Source organism: Levyella massiliensis, from assembly GCF_000308275.2.
Lineage (GTDB): Bacteria > Bacillota > Clostridia > Tissierellales > Peptoniphilaceae > Murdochiella > Murdochiella massiliensis_A.
This window is the reverse complement of record NZ_HG529490.1, coordinates 856,699-877,157: the sequence shown is the minus strand read 5'-3', so window position 1 is coordinate 877,157 and position 20,459 is coordinate 856,699. Positions and strand designations below refer to the sequence as shown.

Here is a 20,459-nt window from a genome sequence, read left to right as displayed (position 1 = left end):
ATACGCCGTTTTCCAAGTTAGCTTTAATGGCGTCTTCATCGATATCACCGAGGCGGATACGACGCGAGCTGTTCGTGATGCGGCGTTCGCGATGCAGATAATTCTTTTCCTTATCTTTTTCTTCGGAGTCTTCTTCCTGATGCACCGCAATGGTTAAAACACCTTCTTCTACATCCACGTCCAAATTTTCCTTGGCCACACCCGGCAGATCTGCCGTTACAATGTACTTATATTCCTCTTTTTCAACGTCTACTTTGAACGAATCATAAACGGCGTTATCCATGCCGCTCTTGAAAAAATCATCGATCATATCATTCATGACAGCAAAGCTTGGTGCAAGTGTTCTTCTATACGGTACGAGTTTCATAATATCTCCTTTCCTCCCATGGGGGAGAAGTTCCTCATTTTTGATTTTCCTTTTATGTTTTCCGAGGCCCTGTTTCTCACCTCGACTCTATTATACCATCTCTGACCTTAAAGTCAAGGATTTTTATCACTCATTTATAAAGAGTGATAACAAAATAGGGGGTTGGAGAAAAGCATAGGATTTGGCATAATAAAACTAACGGTGGTACAAAGCTAACTTTTCGGGTATTCATCATAAACGTGAAAGAAAAAACGAGTATCGAAGCCGCGGAGAACGCCGACTTCGGAACCGATAAAGGAGGAAGATATGCATAATATCCATGATTCCGAAGAAAATTATTTGGAAGCGATTGTGGTATTGGAACGGGAATTGGGGACGGTGCGGTCTATCGATGTAGCCAATCATCTGGATCTGAGCCGTGCTTCTGTCAGCAACGCCATGAAAAAGCTGGAGCAGGAAGGCAAGGTGGAGATGCTGGAGGACGGGTCTCTCATTCTTACGAAGAAGGGACGCGATATCGGCGTGGATATCGATGAACGGCATCAGACATTGAAAGATTGGTTTTTGCATATCGGAGTTTCTTTGGCGACAGCAGAAGACGATGCTTGCAAGGTGGAGCATGCGATCTCTAAAGAAACCTTTGAGTGTCTGAAACACTATTACAAGTCCCAAATGAAATAACGGAGATACCATGCAACAGTTTTTTGTGCGGGAACCTTTGGCAACGGATTCGATCATCTCGTTTCCGGAAGAGACAGAGCACCAGCTTCTACGCGTGTTGCGTGTGCGCGGGGGCGAAACGGTGCGCCTTGTTGACCCGAACGGTATACCGTTTTTAGCCACTCTGGAAGTCACAAAAAAGCATGTGACGGCGCATTGCGATGAGGCGTTGGAAGAAAAGCGGGAGTTATCGCATCCTTTGTTGCTGGCGTTGGCTCGTATCAAACGAGAAAAATGGGAGTGGGCACTGCAGAAAGCGACAGAGCTTGGCGTGAATGCTATTTTGCCCATGGAGACGGAGCGCGTCAATGAGGCAGCGCCAACGGGCAACCGTCGGGTGCGCTGGGAGCGCATTTTGCAAGAAGCAGCGGAGCAATGCGAACGGCACCGCATTCCGACGCTGGAGGCATCGCTATCCTTGGCTGAAATATTGGCCATGCCCGATGTGGAAAAGATTGTGCTCGCAGAACGAAGCGAAGAAAAAGCGCCAACGCTTGAGAGAGTGCTGGAAAACGTGGCGCCTAAAGGATCGATTCTGTTATTGGTAGGGCCTGAAGGCGGGTTCAGCCCGCAGGAATTTGTTGCCATGGAAGCGGCAGGTGTGCATTTTGCCAATTTGGGGCCGCGTATTCTCCGCGCGGAAACCGCAGCGATGCTTGCTGTCGGTATAACTGCGCAATGGATGGAAGCGTAAGACAAAAAAACACTAAAAAAAGCGAGGCCCGAGAGGGCCTCGCCTTTTTATAGTGCTCTATTCTTCACTATCTTTTTTGGGCGTAAATAAGTTTACGATGCGATCCCAAAGACTGATATTTTTTTTGGCAGGGGCCTTTTCTTTGGCCTCCTGCGGCTTTTTAATTTCTTCGGTCATGAGCACAAACTGTACCTGCGAAATCTTACCGTTACGTGCATCGGCAAAAGAGGTTTGGTCCTTAACATCCTTTTTCGTCTCGCCCATGAGGGCATCGATTTTTTCACGAATGCGTGCGTCCATATCGGACGTTTGGTCGGCAAAGTCTCCCGTGCCATCGGATAGACGTTTGGCTCCGTCGGAAGCTTGCGATACGCCGGAACCAAATTGATGGAATCCGCTCTGCCACTCGGTCATGCCGTTGGCCGCACGATTGACACCGTCCACATAGGAAGCCAGCCCATCTACCAACGCACTGCTGTTGTTCGCCAAGGCGCTCACGCCGTCGGTATATTGCTGCATGCCACCAGCAAGACGGCCGAAGCCTGCCGTGTATTGCCCAATGCCGTTACGAACTTTTTCCTGTCCCTCCAGCAGTGCCTGCGTGGTTTCCGGTGACTGCAGGGCTTTGCCACCCTGTACCAAGGGCTTGACGCCTTGCTGCCATTCGGCGAGGCCGCCGGCGAGAGCCTTCATACCGGCGTAGAACGTGGTTGGAGCAGACGGTGATGTTGTATGCGTGTCTGCTGTCGGATCGGCTTTTGCGTTGCTATTCGATCCATCCTTCGTGTCCGCCGGCGTTGGCGGCAGAACCTTTGCCTCATCAGCGACGACGTCCGTCGTTTTTAAGCCGTTGCCGCCGAAGTGTACGGAAACGGCTCCGACACCGCCTACATAGCGACGCAAGCCTTGATGGAAAGTCTGATATTGCTGTTCTAATTTTTCGACGCCATCGGATAAGGAGGAGGAGCCGGAACCGAGGTGTTGCATGGCTTCGGTCATTTTCTTGATCTGTGAAAGTCCTTCGCTCAGGGCTTCTTCCATCTGCTCCGCCTGGCCGGCGGCTTCTGCCATACCTTGTTTCAAGGCTTTAAGCGGCGCCTCACCCGTATCGGTGAGACGATGCAGGGACGAGAGCAACGCTTGCTTTTGCGCGGCAGAGGTTTTTTGTTGGTAAGCCAGTAGCTTTTGGACATCCGGATTTTTCGGTGCATCCGCGGAGAGCCCAGCCGCCGTCACGACTTCTTCAAGCGATGGGGAGGGTTGATTTTCGATGGCTTGTATCTGTTTTTCAAAGGCATCATAAACGGCATCTGTGGCGCTCTTTGCCTGTTGCAGACTGCGCGACGCCTCTTTTATGCGTGCTTCGGATTGAGCCAATTCCTGCGGCGACGGCAGGGCGGAGGCAGAAGCTGTTTTGGAGCCGCTGTCATTTGGCAAAGAAGAAAGGCTGCGCTTCATCTGCGTTAATGCCTCTTGAATCTGCGCCGAATAGCCGACCAGCTTGCCACCCTCCTCGCTGAGAGCAGAAAGTCCGTCACGCGTCTTGGTCGCACCATCAAGCAGCTGCTGAGCCCCGGATGCGAACGGCGCCGCCGCTTCCAGGCTCTTTTGTGCGCCGTCAACATAGGCAGAAACGCCTTGAGTATAGCCTTTCCAGCCCTCATTGACCTGTTGCATGGCGTCTTCGATATCTTTTGTGCTCGTATTGGCCTGACGAATGCCAGCCACTAAAGGAGCGCTGTTTTTTTGTAGCGTTTCCAAGCCGGCCGCAAAACGATCGGCACCACCGGTCAGACGACTGCCGGCGTTTTGCAAGGAAGAAAAACCACCTGTCAAGCGGCCCAGACCGTAATCCAAAGCGCTAAACCCCTTATCCGCTGCAGACAATCCTGCTGCTAAACGCTTTGTCGCATCATTTAATGCCTTTGTACCGTCTTGCAATTTTTTGAGGTCCGGATCTTGACTGAAGTCCGGCAATGCCATGGAATTGATGTCCATGGAGAAAGGAACCCCGGCAAAGGTAATTGCCGGCAGGTGAAAATCTTTGACCGTTGCGGTCAAATGAAAGATTTTGGCTTCTTTTCCCGGCAGCCCGATGAAATCAATGCGATGGTTGCTGCCTGCCTGCACAAGGGTACCGTCTTTCGTTTGTACATTTTCGGCTACATCGCCAGGCAGTGTCACGGACGTTTGCAACATCATCTGTTGTGCATAGGAATCCTTTGCTGTGGCGTCCGTTGGCTTTACGGTAATTTCCAATCCAAAGGTACCGGATTTTCCGGCCAATTGCTGTGCATCAATCGGCTGCCCGTCCAGCGTGTAGCGCAGCTGAATTTTCCAGGGAAGTGTTTTACGCTTCGTTTGTCCCTGATAGAAGAAAGGTGCATCGCCGGTAGAAATGGCATAGTGCCCGTCGGAAAAACTTTCCATACGACCCTGTGTCGAAATCTCACGGATGGATGCATAATCACCATAATCCTTGACGGGTTCGGAGGAAGGATCAAAGCGATTCACGATATAAACGCCTTTGACATTGCCATCATTCTGTAGCGAAGCATAGACGACTTCGGATTTTGTTGCACCGGCTGTTTTTTGAGCGTTCAAGGATTCAGCTGTTTTTTCATTGGTTGTGGAAGGTGTGCCAGAGGTGCTCGACGTATCCGCAACGCGAATCGGCGCCGAGGGAGCCGCACAAACTGCCGTCTGCATAGGCATGACCACTAAGGCCGCCGCCAAAAGAAGGCTGGTGATGCGTTTTGGTTGATTCTTTACTTGTTTCATAATTCCTCCTTTGAAGGCTTTGTAGGAGCTGCATGATAGAAATGACGGCCGAAGGACGTGCATTCAATCCCCCGATCGAAAAGATACAAAAGACCGGGCAAAACGAAGATGACCATGGTTAACGAAAGCATAGCGCCACGTGCCAGGACTTCGCCCAATTCACTGACGATGGTCAAAGACGATGTCAGGTAAAGGACGAGGCCGGAAAAAGTCAAAATCAGAGCCGGCGGAAGTAATGAAGGGATAGTTTCCTTGGCGACAACGCGCAATGTGTCGGGCTTGCTTAAGCGTTGGCGATGATCACAGTAGCGTTCTGTATAAAGAATGGCATAGTCCACGGTTGAGCCAAGCTGGACCGTGGAAATGATGAGATAACCGATGTAACTTAATGACGAGCCCGTCAGATAGGGCACGGACAGATTCAGCCAGATGGCTACTTCGATGGTTAAAACGAGCAGAATTGGTAAGGTGAAGGAGCGGAACGCTAGGGCAATGGTCAGCGCAATGGTGAGAACAGCCAGACCGTTGACGATGATATTGTCCGATTGTACCGTCGCTCGCATATCATCCGTCACAACGGGATACCCGGTCATAAAGTACCCTTTTCCATAGAGGCTCTCCGTGATGGTGTGTATTTGTTTGACCACGCCAAAGGCAACATCGCCCTCACGCGGCATATTTTCTGTGATGATGAAATGACTATAGGAAGGAGAGAGGATCTGATCCAGCCCTTTTCCGGAGACCACCTCCTGCGGGATGGCCGGATCGGCCATGGATACATACGAAATCACCGAGTCCGTATGTGGCAACGCCTTCAGTGCCTTGTCCAGCTGTTGCTCTTTTTGCAGATCACCGCGCGGCACCAATAGAGAAATTTGCTGTTGTTCTCCAAAATGTGCATCGATGGCGTGCAAATCGTGTTCAGCGGCACTGTTCTTTGGGAACGAGCCCATGCCATAGACAAAGGAATTGCTCTGCGACGCCAAAAACGCCGGAATAATCAAAACTGCCACGATTGCCACAAAGATATGGCGATGGCGACATACAAAGGTACCAACGCCTTCGAAATTCGGTAACAATGATCGGTGTGCCAGCCGATCAAGCGGCTTTTGTAACACCAGAATCAGTGCCGGAAGAAAGATCAATACGGTCAGGAAAGAGAAGGCGATCCCCTTCGCCATGACAATGCCCAAATCCGCACCGATGCGAAACTGCATGAACAGTAGCGCCAGAAAACCGAAAAATGTCGTGGCAGCTGAGGAAGCAATCGCTATGGACGATTGCACCATCGCTTGTGCCATGGCTTCTTCATTCACCATGCCTTGCTCACGATTCAAATTATAGCGATGCAGCAAAAAGATGGCGTAGTCCATGGATACGGCCAATTGCAAAGTGCCGGACACGGCTTGTGTAATAAAGGATACGCTGCCCAAGGCCAAGTTGGATCCCATGTTGAGCAATACGCTCACACCGATGGTGAGCAAAAAGAGGAAAGGTTGTAACCAAGAGGAAGTGCTGATCAATAAGATGATGAAGACGATTGGTACCGCAAACATCGTAATCGAGCCAATCTCCGAATTGACAGCATGCTGGGCGCTTGCCAGTTCCATGATCTGTCCCGAAACCCAGGTATCGCTATGCAAAGAGCGGAGAAAATCCACGGTTTGCCGTGCATAGGCCGTATCGGCAGAAACTTGGAACAGCGCCCGTCCGTCTTTCCAATAGGCATTCACGGTTTTCGTATCCATTTGCTCCAATGGAGTATGAATATCCGTCACATCATCCAGCCAGAGCACCTGATCCACGTGTGTATAACCAGCCAGCTTTTCTTTCATCTGCAGCGCATCTCTTACGGAAGAAACCGGATAAGAAACGCGTGCATTGGGCATGGAAAAATTAAATTCTTTTCGCAACGTCTCCAGCGCCTGTGATGACGGTGCATTGGCCGGCAAATAGTCCGCCATGTCATAATTCACCGTAACGCGTGTTGCTGCAAAAGCCGATAGAATCGATAACATGGCAAACAGCAAGATAACCGCGAAGCGATGATGTAAAATAGTAGTAGCCACTCGTTTCATAGAAGCTCCTTTTCAAACGTATGGGTAAAAGATAGGCTTACTTACTATGATACGTTATTTCAGCGAAAAACGATGAGAAAAATATGTTTTTCTGCGATGAAGAGAACAAGAAAGGAAGAAAAATGACACCGTATGAAAAAGTTCAGCACTGCCTGGCACAAGTAAAGAAGGCTTGCCCTGAGAAACCGAAAGTGGGAATCGTCCTTGGTTCCGGCTTGGGTGATTTAGCCGATGCCGTCGAAGATGCTGTTTATGTTCCCTATGCCGAGATTGACGGCTTTCCAATCTCTACCGCACCCGGCCATGTCGGGCGTTTTGTCTTTGGTCGTTTTGAAGGTTTGCCCGTCGTGATGATGCAGGGGCGTGTTCATCTCTATGAAGGCTATCCCGTCTCCGACTGTGTTCTGCCCATTCGTCTGATGGCATCGCTGGGCATTGATACCCTGCTCTTAACCAATGCTGCCGGCGCCATCAATCCGACTTACAAAGTAGGCGAGTTTTGTCTTCTGAAAGATCACATCTCTTCCTTCGTGCCTTCGCCTTTACTCGGACCCAATGTCTCCGAATGGGGCACCCGTTTCCCGGACATGACCGCCGTCTATGATCCTCAGCTGCGTGAAAAAATGCATGAAGCCGGCAAAGAAGCCGGCTGCGTCTTACACGACGGCGTTTACGTTCAATTCACAGGTCCCGCTTATGAAACCCCGGCCGAAATTCACATGGCTTCCGTCCTCGGCGCCGACATGGCCGGCATGTCCACCGTCATCGAAGCCACAGCGGCCCATCACATGGGCGTGCGCCTGGTCGGCGTCTCCTTAGCTACCAACCAGGCTGCCGGTGTTGGTACGAAGAAGCTCAGCGAAGAAGAAGTGATCGAAGAGGGGAAAAAAGCTGCAGCACGGTTCCAGCAAATGATCCGCAATTTCTTAGGAAAATTGAAGTAACGGCGAAAAGCGAACGCAAAAAAGGAAGGTGACCTAATGGCCGCCTTCCTTTTTTTGAAATGATGGTAAAAATGGCATTGCTTATATGGCGCAACCCATGTCAAAACCGGATGTTGGAAATAACATGGGGCGCTTTCGGCAACGTTACCCCATGTTAAAAGCGAATCGTAAAAATAACATGGGGTAAAAAATCGCTAAAGTCGCCGCTGAGCCCCATGTTAAATGGCGAATCAGCAAAATAACATGGGGTAAAAAATCACAAAAATTGCCGTTAAGCCCCATGTTAAAAGAAGATTATGAAAATAACATGGGGTATCTCGCGTTTAGCAAACCCATGTTAAATAGCGAATCATCAAAATAACATGGGGTAAATGCGCCAAAAAGTCGCCGGATAACCCCATGTTAAAACGCATTTTCGCGAATAACATGGGGTATTGGCACGAAAAAGCAGAAAAATCGCCCCTTGTTAATTTGCCTATTCTAAAAATAACATGGGGCTCCGACAATGCACCCCATGTTAAAACGCATTTTCACGAATAACATGGGGTAGCGCTCCACTCTGCGTACCGGCTGAAGCCACGCTTTCTACGCTTCATTCCACGCGTCCTCAATGACGCGTTGAATCAGCGCCGGGGTATGCTCGATCAGATCCTTGCGATTCACGCGTTCGCCGAGGTTGTGCAGGTCCTTGCCCCAGGGGCCGATATTGAAAACGGGCATCGAATATCGCTGAATGAGGGCGAGGGGGATTTCATAGGCTTCGCCCCAAAAAACGAGATTCTTAGCGACGAAATCAATGGTCGAAGCATCAGCGGTAAACATGGCATAGGAGAGATCACAGATGCCTTTGAAATAATTGTCGACTTGCAGTTCGAGGCCGAAGGACTGCAGTGTTTCGCTAAGATTTGACACCATGCGGTCGGTCATGGATTGCGTGGACAGCTCGCTGTTATTGACAGGAGGATAGTAGGGGGCGGCCAGGCCGATAACGAAGCAAGGATCAGTGCTTTCCCAGCGTGCCAGATAGGCCTCCATCAACTCCAGCGCTCCTTCGCGCAGATCGCAGGTGCCGGCTTGCACTCGCTCGAGGATCGGAGCTTCTATACTTATTGCCTCAGGATCGTGGGAAAGCACGGCCTGCTTCAGAGCGCCGAAGGTGAGCACTTGTACCTGGGCGGGGAAGGGATCGGCGGGGGCTTCCGGCGTTTGGATGCGATAGAAGGCATAGCGCTCCTTCATGGATGCTATGACTTTGGCGCCTGCAACGGCAGCGGAGCGACAAAGCGCATGCAGCACGTCTTTCGGCGTATGGGTAAGGGTTAAGACATTTAAGTAACCGCCGGCCGTTGCCGGCAAGGAGACGTTATAGGCCGTGCGTCGGTCGCGCAGGGAAAGCCAAGTTGCGCCAGGCGTCGTGGTATTGCCGCGTCTCTCGACCATTTCCGGCCACAGCTCGGTTTCACGCGCCAAGGCACTCATCAGATGAATGGGATTTAAGCCGTCATAGACATTGCCGAGGTGCACGCTTTTGCCACGGGCTAAGACGACGGGCATCATTTTACCGATGCTTCCGTCATGAATGACATAGGCGTTTTCCTGCGTGCGTCCGTGCGGCTCCGTATCCACCATGAGGGTAAATTGCAAGCCGAATTTTTTCTCCAGTGCTTCAAATAGCGATGCCGCCGCGCGCATGCCGGCGGAGCCTGTTTCTTCATCCGGAACGGCCAATAGGAGAAGACTGCCCGGCACGTCTTCCTGCGCAGCGTACTCTTCGAGTAACGTCATTTCGATGGCAGCTCCCGCTTTCATATCGCACGCACCGCGCCCGAAGATCCAAGCCTCGCCATCAAGATCGCCTTTGACGTCATCCGACACCGGCAAGCTACCGTTTTGCAAGATCGGTTTGATGCCGTCGGGAAGATACGCCAGCTTCTGGTAACGCTCATATTGCGTGACATCCACGACGTCCATATGGTGAATCAACACCACGGTGCGCGGACTTTTGCCACGCACGAGGCCCCACATCACTTTGCGATGAAAGCGATCCTCCGGGCAAAGCCATGTGCCCCAGTGATCCGGTCGCTCGCGGAAATAAGGACATTGTTCAAAAAAGTTTTGATAGAAAGGTAACGCCAAATTCTCATCGGCGGTTCCTGTGACGGTGGGTAAGGTCATAAAATCCTTCAATAAGGAGTAAATTCGTTCTGCTCGCATCGCTTCCTCTTTCTATGCCTTGCTTTCAGACAACGCACTATATGTTGTTTTGAGCATGTTGTTAACGGTTCGCCGTGACTATCATACTACCCGTGCAGAAAAAAGAAAGAGACTAGCTACTGCGTCAAACCGGCATGGCAATTTTGACAAACATTTTCCTTTTCTTTCCCATCCCGTCGATTTTCTACTATAATAGGAAAAGGAGTTTACCGTTTTCGTTACCATAGAGAGGAAAGAACATGAGCGAAGTTTTTATTCAAGATGTAACGGTTCGTGACGGGAATCAATCCCTGTTAGCAACCCGTATGCAGCGCGAAGATATTATCACATTGGTGGAGGCGCTGGATAAAGTCGGCTTCCATTCCTTGGAAGTCTGGGGCGGCGCTACGTTCGATTCAGCGTTTCGCTTTTTGCATCAGAGTGCGTGGGAAAATCTGCGCGAAATTCGCCGCGCTGCGAAACACACAAAGCTTTCCATGTTATTGCGCGGACAAAACGTGGTTGGGTATCGCCATTATGACAACGATACACTGGAGCGCTTCATTCGTCTTACCTTAGAAAACGGCATTGATGTCATCCGCTGTTTTGATGCGCTTAATGATACCAACAACCTGAAAAACGCTTTTAAGTTTGTAAAAAAACACAATGGTCATTTGCAAGGCGCCATTGCGTATACCGTCAGCCCGGTGCATAACAACGAATATTATGTAAAACTGGCGAAAGAATATGTCGATATGGGTGCCGACTCCATTTGCATCAAAGATATGGCCGGCATTTGCACGCCGCAAAATGCATATGAATTGGTTTCCGCGCTAAAAGATGCACTGGATGTGCCCATTGATCTGCACACCCACACAACGGGAAATGCCACACCGCTTGTTATGCTGCAAGCGATGAAAGCAGGCGTAGACATCGTGGACGGCTGCATTTCTCCCTTCTCCGGCGGAACGTCGCATCTTGCCGATGAAACGCTTCTCGAGGTCGCCAAGCTTGCGGATCGCGAGGTCAACATCGACCGTGAAGCGCTGAGCGAAGTGTATGAAATTGCCGACCGCTTGGCCTCCAAATACATTGCTTCCGGCGACTTGCGTGCGCGTTCGTTGGTTCCCAATCCCAAGATTTTGACGTATCAGGTTCCGGGCGGCATGCTGTCGAACTTGCTCAGCCAATTGGAAGGACAAAAACAGGGGCATCGCTTCAATGAAGTTTTGCAGGAAGTACCCAATGTTCGTAAGGATATGGGTTATCCGCCGCTGGTGACACCACTGTCACAGATGGTCGGTACGCAGGCGGTCATGAACGTTCTTTTTGGCGAACCGTATAAAATGGTGCCGAAGGAAATTAAAGATTATGTGCAAGGCTTTTATGGTCGTTCGCCGGCGGAGAAAAATCCGGAGGTGGTCGCTAAGATTTTGAAAGGCGTTGCGCCGAAGAAACCGACGGACCCGGATGATCTGCCTTTCATTTATGAAGACGAGAAGAAAAAACTGGAAAAAGCGCTTGGCCGTGAAGCCAGTGAAGAAGAAGTCGTCGCCTATATTCTGTTCCCGCAACAGGTGGAATCCTTCCTGACGGGCGCATGGAAAGCGGAAGAAGAGGCAGCCAAAGCCAAAGCAGAAGCGGAGGAGAAAGCCAAACAGGAAAAAGCGGCTGTGGCTGTTGCAGCAACACAGGCTGCGACGGCATCGAACGCCGAATCCGTTACACTGGAAAAAGTGGCCGTTATGGCAGTGGCAGCCCATTTGTCCTCCGGTAGCGGCGCAGAATGCTTCGAGATGTTTCTTCCCCAAGGGAAATAGGATAAAATAGTAAAACGAGTTAAAACAATTAGACGCTTCATCGGCTAGGATCGGTGAACATGTCGGTTTAATGCTATGCGCAAAGGGGCCCCCATTCGCCACCATTTTGCGCAAATATAAAGGAAGGACGTATTATGAATCCATTTGGTTTAAGTGATGCCCTTTTTGTCAGCATGTTTTCCATGCTCATTGTGTTTCTCATCCTGATTTTGCTTACGGCCATTATCAGCTTGTTGAAGTACATTCCGGGCGGTGAAGAGGCGCCGAAAAAGTCTGTCAAAAAAGCGCCAGCCGCTGCAAAATCAGCCTTGGACGGTCGCATGATCGCGATGCTCACCGCTTCCTGTGTGGCCCAAGAGAGAGCAAAAGGCGATGTGCACGTTCTCTCCTGTCGTGAACTGTAATCGGAAGTGATTGTTAAAACAGCGAGAAGGAGAAAACGATGCAGATTATTTCCCCATCGGTAGAAATTCTGGGAAATCCGGATTCCCGTCAAATGCTGCGCAATATGGAAGCGGCAGGGCGCGTGTGCTACAAGAGTGAAGCCAATATCAAAGAAAATACGGCGGGACCGTTTCTGCGCCGTTTGGTGCAAAGCGGACATGAGAGCGTGATCGAACACGAAAAGTTGAGCGTGAAAATCATCTGCGACCGTGGTGTTACACATGAAATTGTTCGTCATCGCATCGCCAGCTACAGCCAGGAAAGTACGCGCTACTGCAACTACACGAAAGATAAGTTCGGCAACGAGCTCACTTTCATTAAACCGTTGTTCTGGGATGAGGGTGACACCTGCTACACCCTTTGGAAGGAACAAATGGCTTCCATCGAAAAAGGCTATTTTGCCCTTATCGAAGCCGGAGCGACGCCGGAAGAGGCACGAAGTGTGCTGCCGAATAGCCTGAAGACTGAAATTGTCGTGACCATGAATATGCGCGAATGGCGCCATTTCTTCCGTTTACGCGGATCCAAAGCGGCACATCCGCAGATTCGTGAGATTGTACGTCTGCTGTTGCCGAAGTTCCGGGAGCTGTTGCCCGATCTCTTTGAGGACATTGTGATCGACTAAGCTTAGCGTCATCGACGAGAATGTATCGCTTGGTAAAGCGTGCCTCGCAGCGAAGACGTAGTGTGCGGCTATTTAATGAGTCAAAAAAGAGGGCTAATGAATATGGCCGGCTTTGTAAAAGGCAATAGCCAGTTGCGTTCTCCCTTGCACCTGACATTTTTCCATAATTATACTGAGATAATTGCGGATGGTTCCTTCCGAGAAGTGAAGGACATCCGCAATTTCTTTATTGCTTTTTCCTTCGGAGACCAAACGCACGATATTCCATTCGTCCTCCTTTAGCGCAGCAAACGGATCGTTGTCGGCTTGGTGAGGACGTTGAAGCAGGTGCGGTAATTTTTCTACAATTTCATCGCCATAGACGTGATGCCCGTTTTGCACGGCGTAGAGAGAGGGAAGAAGGGACTCTACGCCGGACTTTCGCAAATAGCCGCGTGCGCCGAGGCGAAGCGCTTCCGCAATGTAGTCTTCATCAAGGAACGTTGTAAGAAAGAGGATCGGCGCATGAGCATCCCGGCGGAGAATTTCGCGCGCGGCATCCAGACCGTTCATGCCCTCCATGCGAATATCCAAAAGGAGAATATCCGGATGATATTTTGCATACAGTGTAATGGCTTCCTCACCGCTGTTTCCCGTTCCGACCACTGTAATGGCCTCGGGATAGCTTTTTGAACCGCCTTCAATGATGAGACGAAGACTTTCGACGACAATGGGATCATCATCTACGATGACTAAATTCATACTTCCTCCTTTGGCAATGTGATAAACAGACGAAAGCCGTTTTCCACGGAGAGGTTCATGGAACCGTTCAAGGCGTCAACGCGCTGTTGTAGGGAAAGCAGGCCAAGCCCATTGCCGGCTTCAGGATGTTTGACAGCTGTCGTACCGTTATCCACAAGCAATAAGCGGTAAAACGTTGGCGTCTCGCTTAAAAGAATTTCCGCTTTTGTCGCATTGGAATGGGTGGCAGTGTTTTTTAATGCCTCCTTAATGGCGGCCAGAAGCGTAAAATGGACCGCACCAGGCGGTTCGGTTTGCAGATGGATTTCTTTATAGACCGGACAGTAGGTATAGCGATCCAATAGGAGCTGCACTTCTTCGGCTAAATTCAATGATTGATCATGCAGATTGTGTACGCTGTTACGGATTTCCGTCATACTTTCCTCCAGTAATTGGCGGACCGGAACAAGCAGGGAAGGATCTTCGATGCGAAATTCTAACGCTTTTAACTGGAGAATGGCGGACGTCAGTTCATGCCCGACGTGGTCATGGATATCCCGTGCAATGCGCTGTCGCTCCTGCAGGATGGCATTATCCTGCAGAAGGGACTGTGATTCTTCCAGAGCGAGATAACGACGGTTAAGTACATTGGATTTCTGCGTTTCTTCATCCAGCGAATACAAGGTTTTTTCCAAGCGATGGCGATCTTTGCGCCATGTACCGGCCACATAATTCGCATAAAAGGCGAGAACGCTGAGTAACAGTGTATACGGTGAGACGCCACAGCAAAGAAAAACGATAAGAAAAAGCAGGATACCCGTTAAACGAATAGGAGACGAATCCGGAAGAAGAAAAAAGAGTCCCGGAAGGAAGGCCACCAGATAGGGACGCGATCCGCTGAACAAGGTGATTAAGGACGCGGATAGAAGAAAAAGAAATGCCTTGTGCTTTTGGGATACTTTTTCCGGCGCGACAAGCGAAAACAAATAAAACAAAGCATCGCCGCTGAGAAGAAACAGGATATGAAGATATGCGCTCGCAGACGGAGATGAAGCATGCAAGAAGAAGGTGGAAAGGACGGAGAGGAGAACGACGCCACCCCACAAATAAAATCGCTTCACGATTGCCTCCTTTGGCTGAAACTTGCCGCTTTTCCAATATATTTATTATAGCAAAGGCGAGGTGAAGCATAAAACAGAAGCGAGATGACATTTGTCATATTCGCTTATGACAGAAGACCCTCGTTTTCCGGAATGGTGCTGTTTACACTGATAATAAGAAAAGAAAAAAAACAACAACATCATGCAAGCGACAACCATCTGAAAAACGTCGTCAAAAGTCCAAGAATAAGGAGGCAGTATGGAACATGTGGTAAGGGTCAACGATTTGGTCAAGCGTTACAAAGAACTGGTAGCCATTGACCATCTCAGCTTGACCGTAGATAAAGGCGAGATATTTGGCTTGTTGGGTCCGAATGGATCCGGAAAGACGACCTTGATTAACTGTATTTTAGCCTTGCTCAAATTTGACCATGGAGAGATTGAAATTTTTGGCACACCGATGTCCTCTACAAATGCATCTGTCAAAAAGCAGATCGGGTTGGTACCACAGAATGTGGCGGTCTATGAAGAACTCAGCGTGCAGGAAAATATTGATTATTTCTGCGGTCTTTATGTGCAGGACGAAAAGAAACGCAAAGCATTGGTAGAAGAGGCCATTCACTTTGTAGAACTGGAGGATTTTCGTCATTTTCATCCATCCAAACTTTCCGGCGGATTATTGCGACGTCTCAATTTAGCCTGCGGCATCGCGCATAAGCCGCGGCTTCTGATCTTGGATGAACCGACCGTTGCGGTGGATCCGCAATCCCGAAACCGCATTCTGGAAGGCATTCGTAAGCTGCGGGATGAGGGTGCCACGGTCATCTATACGTCACACTACATGGAAGAAATTGAACTGCTGTGCGATCGCTTGGTCATTTTGGATCACGGGAAGTCGTTAGTGGAAGGAACCAGCCGTGAAATTCTGGCGCAAACGTCGCTTCGGGAGACGGTAAAAGTGGGGGTTGCAGAACTTTCCGACGCTCAACTGGCCTGGATTAGGCAAGAGCCTGCGTTTGGGTCTCCTTCTTATGATGGGAAATATCTGCAACTGCAGCTTCGCACGTCTGCCATGAGCGCCATTGATCTCATCCATCGATTAGAAGAAAAAGGTATTTCTCTATTGTCCATTGAAACCGATCGACCCACCTTAAATGATGTTTTTCTGGAAATCACCGGAAAGGAGCTGCGTGATCATGCGTAAACTTTTCGCTTATCACCTGAAACAGATCATCCGCCAGCGGGAAGCGCTGATTTGGGGTTTTTCCTTGCCGGTTGTGCTCTTACTCATTTTCAGCATGGTCTTTCGTCCGACCACAAAGGAAGATCTCTCTTTGCCGGTCAGTCGTATCGGGTTGATTCAAGGACAAGAGGCGGATTTCCCGGATTTTATGGCGGATCTTGAGGCCAAGAAAGGCGTTTGGAAAAATCAAAAGTGGACAGAGGAGACGCCGGAAAAAAATGCTAAACTTCCACTCGTGTATGGCAACTTCTCCACACTCAAAGAAGCGCGAGCCGCGATGAATGCCGGCGCCATCGACGCCATCGTACTGGATGCCAAAGCCGGAAAATATGAAACGCGCATGGCGCGTTCCTATGTGCTGATGGTTGTACAGCAGGTATTGCGCTCGTACCAAACCAAAACCAATATGGAGGAAATTGCAAAATCTGCTGTGACAAAAGCTCCAACATCGGTGCCGGCGGTAGCGCAAGAACAAAAAGTAGAAGCGCTGGAAGTGAATCCGGATCTGCGTAAAGGCGGCGTCGACCAAATGCTCAGCTTTCAGTTCGCCTGCATTGCCTACATTACCTTTTATGCGTTTTCCATGGGCAATCATCTTCTGGATAACTTGCATGCGAACCAAAGCCCACTTGGCTTGCGAGAGCAGATATCCCCATTGGAGCGTCGGAAAAGCTTTGTGCTTCATTTTGGCGCCTATCTGGTCATTTATATCGGCTTTACCCTGGTTCTCTACCTGCTGCTTCGCCTTCTTGGTGTAGAAGTGGCGACGAAGACGAATATTTGGGCTCTTTTGCTTCTGCTTTTTTTGGGGCAATGTTGTGGCATCGTGATCGGTGTTGTGGTGGCTGCCCTGTTGCCGGAAGCAAAAGGTGTTCGCCAGGCTATTGGTATCCTATTGCCCCTTTTCTTAGGCTTTTTGTCGGGCATGATGGTTTCCGGCGTACGGACGATTGTGCAGGCTGCTGCCCCGTTATTGGATGCACTCAATCCGGTTAATATGGTGAACGACGGTTTGTATGGTCTCTATACACAGGGAGTGGGGGAGATTTATCATACGGCGATGGCGCACTTGGCCATCACTCTCGTTATTTTCCTTGGCATCACCATCATCGCATTAAGGAGGGATCGCTATGAGAGCCTATAAACTGTTTCTCAAAATCGCGCGTCACAATAAAGGTTTTTTGCTGATTACCTTCGGCATTTTTTTGGGACTCTTTTTGCTCATGGCGAGGAATCAGACAGAGGAAGCTACTTTTGTAGAGGAAAAAAAGCCGCGTTTGGCCCTGATTAACCACAGTCAGGATGCGTTCGCCAAGAACCTTGAAGCGTATTTGAAGAAAACAAACGAGATCGTGGACGCCGGAACGGATGAAAAAGCTTGGAACGCTTCCATTTTTCGGGATAAGGTGGACTATGTTCTGGTGATTCCTGAAACCTTCCGTTTACCCGAGACGGGAAGCCGGCTCAACGTACAGACCTTCGTCAGCAAAAATGATACGCCGGTACAGGTATTGGATCGCCAGATTGCTCTTTATGCAACGAGTTATCGCCTCTTTGACAGTCATATTCCTTCTTCCGTGCAGGGAAGTGAGCGAAGTGATCTTCTAGAGTCGTACATGATAAAAATCATGGATACGAAACTGGAGGGACAAATCGCCGTAAATGGCCACGAAAACAGTGCGCAAATTGAACTCTTTTTGGGAATGCTTGGCGTTATTCTTTACGTCCTCTTAAGCGCCGGTTTTACATGTGTGGGCATGACCATTGCCCGTACCGAGGATCCGAAAATAAAGGCTCGTGAGTTGATCAGCGGCTATGACGAGGCAACGCGGACGAGACAAATTACGCTTTCCTCCTTTGTGTTTATGTTTTTCCTCTGGGCGATCTTCATGCTCATCAGCCTTGCGGTTGTAGGCTTTGATGTGCTCGAAACCAGACAGGCACAAGTTGGAATTCTCACTTCCGCCGTGCACGCTCTTGCCATCAACGGGTTGATCCTGTTTATCATGCAGATTTTTCGATCGGAAAATGCAGCTTCCTTCTTCAGCACAGCCTATTCTTTACTGGTGGCCTTTTCGACAGGTGTTTTTGTGCCGAGTTTTCTGCTTCCGGATTTCGTCGTAAAAGCATCGCGCATTTTCCCTTCCTATTGGCTGATGAATACCATTGATCATCTCAGCCATGTCAGTGCGGCAAAAATCGATTACGCTTTGGTAAATCGCAACCTCCTTCTACTCGTGGGTGTTGCAGTGACAACTTTCCTCTTGACCATCATTTTGCGCCGAGAACAGAGCAAAGCGCATTAGACCCGGGCGTTTTTTACGCCACAGGTCGCGATGCTATCGCTTATCCTTTTTCGTTGGTTTTGCTGCTTTGTGTATAATGGAAGAAGAGGCATGCAAGAAGGAGGAGTTATGGAATATCGTCGTTTTGGAGATACGCTTGTTTGCCGCATGGAACGCGGCGAAGAGATTCTGACGCAATTGAAAAACATTGCTGAAAAAGAGAACATTAAGCTAGCTGAAGTACGTGCGTTGGGCGCCATCGATGATTTTACGGTGGGTTGCTATGATGTGAGTGAAAAGAAGTACTATAAAAACCACTTCACCTTCCCGGCCGAGATCACTGCGCTCTATGGCAATATCACGACCATGGATGGGGAATATTATGCGCACCTCCATTTAACGTGTGCGGATAAAGAAGGCCATGCTTTTGGTGGCCATCTGAATGAAGCGGTGATTTTTGCCACCTGTGAAATGTTCATTCATGTGCTGGATGGCACCGTGGATCGTATCCATGATGATGAAACCGGCTTAAACCTGTTCCATTTTGAATAGGATCATGCCCGCTCACTTCGGTGGGCGGGCTTTTTCTGTCAAGGCTCGCGAGTAAGGAGCGATCATGCGTCATTTTGAACAAGAAATCACGGATCCTGCCGCCTGGTTGGCGCAGGATGGCGATGGCTGGCAGTGTCGGGAGCGATTAACGCTTTCGGATATGCCGCTTCTTTTGATGCGCGATTTTAAGGAAACGAATCATTGCTCACTCACCGCTTTGACGTCTGTCTTTACGTATTTTCGTCGCCAAGGGGTGACCGGTTTGCCCGCCGATCCACAAGAACTTTTTTCTTGGATTCGTGCGAAAGCACGAGCCAAATGGATGTTTCATCCCGCCATCGGCACCTTTCCCTGGCAAATTGCGCCGTTGGCCAATCAAGTGTGGAAGAATTGTAATTATCCGGCCCGTGCCCGCAATGTGTTTTTCTTTCCGCGTCGCGATGCCCTTGAAACGCTCCTTATCGACGAATTGCGTGCGCTACGTCCCGGCATCATCAGTTTCACCCATAATCGCTATCACAATCATTCCGTCACTTTTTTCGGGTATGAATATTGGGAAAAAGGAAATGAACACCGAATTTTTCTGCGCGTCAACAATCACTGGACCCGTGCCCCGCGCTTCGTGGACCTCACACATCTAGGGGAGGGGAGCGATTCCTACATCGCTCTATGTCTGTTTCGACTCTGACGCGTTGAAATGCCGTAGTGGAAAAGAGGAACCATGGGAAAATTTCACTTATTTTTTTCGCAATTGCCGAAAGCGGCCAATCTGCTCCTGCATCGCGAAAAACTGCAAGACTTATTACGCAAAGCTGTGAACGTGTTACGCAACGAGGAAAGCCTCGAGAGCGTGCGCGCAGAAGCCTTGCTACTCCTAAACATGGTCAAAGATACCGTCACGCGCCATTATCGCTATCTGGGAAAGCGCAACGCCGTGCTCATCGTAGGCGCATTACTCTATCTGGTAAATCCCATGGATGTCATCCCGGATTTTATTGTCGGCCTCGGCTTTACCGACGATATCGGCATTCTTACCTATGTATTTCACACGCTTCACACAGAAATTGAGAAATATCGCCAATGGATCGCCGACGGTCGTCCCGGCGATCGTCGTGCCGCGCGAACCCCCAAATCCGACGGACGCTGTTCGAGACGTCGTTAAAGGAGATAACGATGAAAATTCACGGACTGCAAAAGTGCTCCTTGCTGGACTTTCCCGGGCACACAGCCGCCACCGTTTTTCTCGGCGGCTGTGATATGCGCTGTCCTTATTGCCACAATGCGGAGATATGGGATGCCTCTCTGCCAGCCCTGCTTGAAGAAGAGGAACTCTATCAATTCCTCGAAGAACGGCGCGGCTTTTTGGAGGGCGTCTGCTTCACTGGTGGAGAACCCCTCTTGCGCCGCGATTTGCCCGATGTCATTCGCCGTGTTCGCTCCATGGGCTATTTAATCAAAGTGGACACCAACGGCCTGCATCCCGATATTCTGCAACAATTCTTAGATGAGCATCTCGTGGATCGCATAGCGATGGACATAAAAAATGAGCCGGATCGCTATGCGGAAACCGTCGGCGTTCCCGTGGATCTCTCCCGCATTCGTCGCTCCGTCAGCCTCTTGCTGGCGAATCCGTCCCTTGCGGAATTTCGTACCACCGTCACCAATGCCTTCCACGATTGCCATTCCTTCATGGTCATCGCCGACTGGCTGGCAGGAGCGCCTTTCTTTGCCCTCCAACCTTTTAAAGTCACCGAATTCGTACCTGATCAAACCTTGGGCACTCCTACGAAAGAAGCCCTCGAAGCCTACGCCGCCATCCTGCGGCAAACCATCACCCACGTGGAAATTCGTGGTTAAAAAAGGGAGTTGGCCTTTCGGCCAACGGTTGATACA

General features: G+C 49.8%; 19 protein-coding genes. 13 read left to right on the top strand and 6 right to left on the bottom strand.

Going from position 1 to position 20,459, the window contains the following annotated elements; all coding sequences use genetic code 11:
• Window positions 1-367: Hsp20 family protein (locus tag BN98_RS03970; RefSeq protein WP_040942525.1), on the bottom strand; the 367-nt coding region annotated here is incomplete at its 3' end.
• A gap of 306 nt (window positions 368-673) precedes the next feature.
• Here BN98_RS03970 and BN98_RS03965 point away from each other — a divergent pair.
• On the top strand, window positions 674-1,048 hold the full coding sequence (locus tag BN98_RS03965; RefSeq protein WP_019189611.1) for a metal-dependent transcriptional regulator: 375 nt from the start codon (window positions 674-676) through the stop codon (window positions 1,046-1,048).
• Window positions 1,049-1,058: 10 nt separating this feature from the next.
• Window positions 1,059-1,781 carry an RsmE family RNA methyltransferase gene (locus BN98_RS07880; protein ID WP_019189612.1) on the top strand — a complete coding sequence of 241 codons (723 nt, stop codon included), beginning with the start codon at window positions 1,059-1,061 and terminating at the stop codon, window positions 1,779-1,781.
• Window positions 1,782-1,838: 57 nt separating this feature from the next.
• Here the strand turns inward: BN98_RS07880 and BN98_RS03955 are convergent, their stop codons facing one another.
• Both BN98_RS03955 and BN98_RS03950 read right to left on the bottom strand, forming a co-directional pair.
• Window positions 1,839-4,562, bottom strand: a complete 2,724-nt coding sequence (locus tag BN98_RS03955) for a sbcc family protein (RefSeq protein WP_019189613.1) — start codon at window positions 4,560-4,562, stop codon at window positions 1,839-1,841.
• Window positions 4,559-6,640, bottom strand: a complete 2,082-nt coding sequence (locus tag BN98_RS03950) for an efflux RND transporter permease subunit (protein WP_019189614.1) — start codon at window positions 6,638-6,640, stop codon at window positions 4,559-4,561. The genes BN98_RS03955 and BN98_RS03950 overlap by 4 nt, the downstream gene beginning before the upstream one ends.
• Window positions 6,641-6,762: 122 nt before the next feature.
• On the opposite strand from BN98_RS03950, the gene BN98_RS03945 reads away from it, so the two are divergent.
• Window positions 6,763-7,584 carry a purine-nucleoside phosphorylase gene (locus tag BN98_RS03945; RefSeq protein WP_019189615.1) on the top strand — a complete coding sequence of 274 codons (822 nt, stop codon included), beginning with the start codon at window positions 6,763-6,765 and terminating at the stop codon, window positions 7,582-7,584.
• Window positions 7,585-8,169: 585 nt separating this feature from the next.
• Here BN98_RS03945 and BN98_RS03940 read toward each other — a convergent pair.
• Window positions 8,170-9,798, bottom strand: coding sequence for a M20/M25/M40 family metallo-hydrolase (locus tag BN98_RS03940; protein WP_019189616.1), 1,629 nt, complete (start codon window positions 9,796-9,798; stop codon window positions 8,170-8,172).
• A gap of 239 nt (window positions 9,799-10,037) precedes the next feature.
• Between BN98_RS03940 and BN98_RS03935 the strand changes: the two genes are divergently transcribed.
• The 3 genes from BN98_RS03935 (at window position 10,038) to thyX (ending at window position 12,666) form a co-directional block, all read left to right on the top strand.
• Window positions 10,038-11,597, top strand: coding sequence for a pyruvate carboxylase subunit B (locus tag BN98_RS03935; protein ID WP_019189617.1), 1,560 nt, complete (start codon window positions 10,038-10,040; stop codon window positions 11,595-11,597).
• 134 nt (window positions 11,598-11,731) lie between these two features.
• Window positions 11,732-12,001: an OadG family transporter subunit gene (locus tag BN98_RS03930; RefSeq protein ID WP_019189618.1), complete on the top strand. Its 270-nt coding sequence runs from the start codon at window positions 11,732-11,734 to the stop codon at window positions 11,999-12,001.
• A gap of 38 nt (window positions 12,002-12,039) precedes the next feature.
• Window positions 12,040-12,666, top strand: coding sequence for an FAD-dependent thymidylate synthase (gene thyX / locus BN98_RS03925; protein ID WP_019189619.1), 627 nt, complete (start codon window positions 12,040-12,042; stop codon window positions 12,664-12,666).
• Window positions 12,667-12,759: 93 nt separating this feature from the next.
• Here thyX and BN98_RS03920 read toward each other — a convergent pair whose 3' ends face one another.
• A complete protein-coding gene (locus BN98_RS03920; RefSeq protein ID WP_019189620.1) occupies window positions 12,760-13,407 on the bottom strand; it encodes a response regulator transcription factor in 648 nt (215 codons plus the stop codon).
• On the bottom strand, window positions 13,404-14,507 hold the full coding sequence (locus BN98_RS07875) for a sensor histidine kinase (protein WP_019189621.1): 1,104 nt from the start codon (window positions 14,505-14,507) through the stop codon (window positions 13,404-13,406). The genes BN98_RS03920 and BN98_RS07875 overlap by 4 nt, the downstream gene beginning before the upstream one ends.
• Before the next feature lie 238 nt (window positions 14,508-14,745).
• Here BN98_RS07875 and BN98_RS03910 point away from each other — a divergent pair, with 238 nt between their 5' ends.
• The 7 genes from BN98_RS03910 to BN98_RS03880 all read left to right on the top strand — a co-directional run bounded on the left by BN98_RS03910 (window position 14,746) and on the right by BN98_RS03880 (window position 20,423).
• A complete protein-coding gene (locus tag BN98_RS03910) occupies window positions 14,746-15,690 on the top strand; it encodes an ABC transporter ATP-binding protein (protein WP_019189622.1) in 945 nt (314 codons plus the stop codon).
• Entirely contained in the window at window positions 15,683-16,873 is a 1,191-nt protein-coding gene (locus BN98_RS03905) for an ABC transporter permease (protein WP_019189623.1), read from the top strand. The genes BN98_RS03910 and BN98_RS03905 overlap by 8 nt, the downstream gene beginning before the upstream one ends.
• Window positions 16,860-18,035, top strand: a complete 1,176-nt coding sequence (locus BN98_RS03900; protein ID WP_019189624.1) for an ABC transporter permease — start codon at window positions 16,860-16,862, stop codon at window positions 18,033-18,035. Before BN98_RS03905 ends, BN98_RS03900 begins: the two co-directional genes overlap by 14 nt.
• 108 nt (window positions 18,036-18,143) lie before the next feature.
• Window positions 18,144-18,566: a PPC domain-containing DNA-binding protein gene (locus BN98_RS03895; protein WP_019189625.1), complete on the top strand. Its 423-nt coding sequence runs from the start codon at window positions 18,144-18,146 to the stop codon at window positions 18,564-18,566.
• Between the two features lie 64 nt (window positions 18,567-18,630).
• On the top strand, window positions 18,631-19,254 hold the full coding sequence (locus tag BN98_RS03890) for a hypothetical protein (RefSeq protein ID WP_019189626.1): 624 nt from the start codon (window positions 18,631-18,633) through the stop codon (window positions 19,252-19,254).
• 33 nt (window positions 19,255-19,287) lie between these two features.
• Complete coding sequence (locus tag BN98_RS08480) at window positions 19,288-19,728, top strand: YkvA family protein (RefSeq protein ID WP_019189627.1); 441 nt, start codon at window positions 19,288-19,290, stop codon at window positions 19,726-19,728.
• Window positions 19,729-19,739: 11 nt separating this feature from the next.
• Complete coding sequence (locus tag BN98_RS03880; RefSeq protein WP_019189628.1) at window positions 19,740-20,423, top strand: anaerobic ribonucleoside-triphosphate reductase activating protein; 684 nt, start codon at window positions 19,740-19,742, stop codon at window positions 20,421-20,423.
• Window positions 20,424-20,459 lie beyond the last annotated feature (36 nt).

Coding starts and splice junctions, on each gene's coding strand:
- BN98_RS03965 (WP_019189611.1), top strand. CDS start 674: ATGCATAATATCCATGATTCCGAAGAAAATTATTTGGAAGCGATTGTG.
- BN98_RS07880 (WP_019189612.1), top strand. CDS start 1,059: ATGCAACAGTTTTTTGTGCGGGAACCTTTGGCAACGGATTCGATCATC.
- BN98_RS03955 (WP_019189613.1), bottom strand. CDS start 4,562: ATGAAACAAGTAAAGAATCAACCAAAACGCATCACCAGCCTTCTTTTG.
- BN98_RS03950 (WP_019189614.1), bottom strand. CDS start 6,640: ATGAAACGAGTGGCTACTACTATTTTACATCATCGCTTCGCGGTTATC.
- BN98_RS03945 (WP_019189615.1), top strand. CDS start 6,763: ATGACACCGTATGAAAAAGTTCAGCACTGCCTGGCACAAGTAAAGAAG.
- BN98_RS03940 (WP_019189616.1), bottom strand. CDS start 9,798: ATGCGAGCAGAACGAATTTACTCCTTATTGAAGGATTTTATGACCTTA.
- BN98_RS03935 (WP_019189617.1), top strand. CDS start 10,038: ATGAGCGAAGTTTTTATTCAAGATGTAACGGTTCGTGACGGGAATCAA.
- BN98_RS03930 (WP_019189618.1), top strand. CDS start 11,732: ATGAATCCATTTGGTTTAAGTGATGCCCTTTTTGTCAGCATGTTTTCC.
- thyX (WP_019189619.1), top strand. CDS start 12,040: ATGCAGATTATTTCCCCATCGGTAGAAATTCTGGGAAATCCGGATTCC.
- BN98_RS03920 (WP_019189620.1), bottom strand. CDS start 13,407: ATGAATTTAGTCATCGTAGATGATGATCCCATTGTCGTCGAAAGTCTT.
- BN98_RS03910 (WP_019189622.1), top strand. CDS start 14,746: ATGGAACATGTGGTAAGGGTCAACGATTTGGTCAAGCGTTACAAAGAA.
- BN98_RS03905 (WP_019189623.1), top strand. CDS start 15,683: ATGCGTAAACTTTTCGCTTATCACCTGAAACAGATCATCCGCCAGCGG.
- BN98_RS03900 (WP_019189624.1), top strand. CDS start 16,860: ATGAGAGCCTATAAACTGTTTCTCAAAATCGCGCGTCACAATAAAGGT.
- BN98_RS03895 (WP_019189625.1), top strand. CDS start 18,144: ATGGAATATCGTCGTTTTGGAGATACGCTTGTTTGCCGCATGGAACGC.
- BN98_RS03890 (WP_019189626.1), top strand. CDS start 18,631: ATGCGTCATTTTGAACAAGAAATCACGGATCCTGCCGCCTGGTTGGCG.
- BN98_RS08480 (WP_019189627.1), top strand. CDS start 19,288: ATGGGAAAATTTCACTTATTTTTTTCGCAATTGCCGAAAGCGGCCAAT.
- BN98_RS03880 (WP_019189628.1), top strand. CDS start 19,740: ATGAAAATTCACGGACTGCAAAAGTGCTCCTTGCTGGACTTTCCCGGG.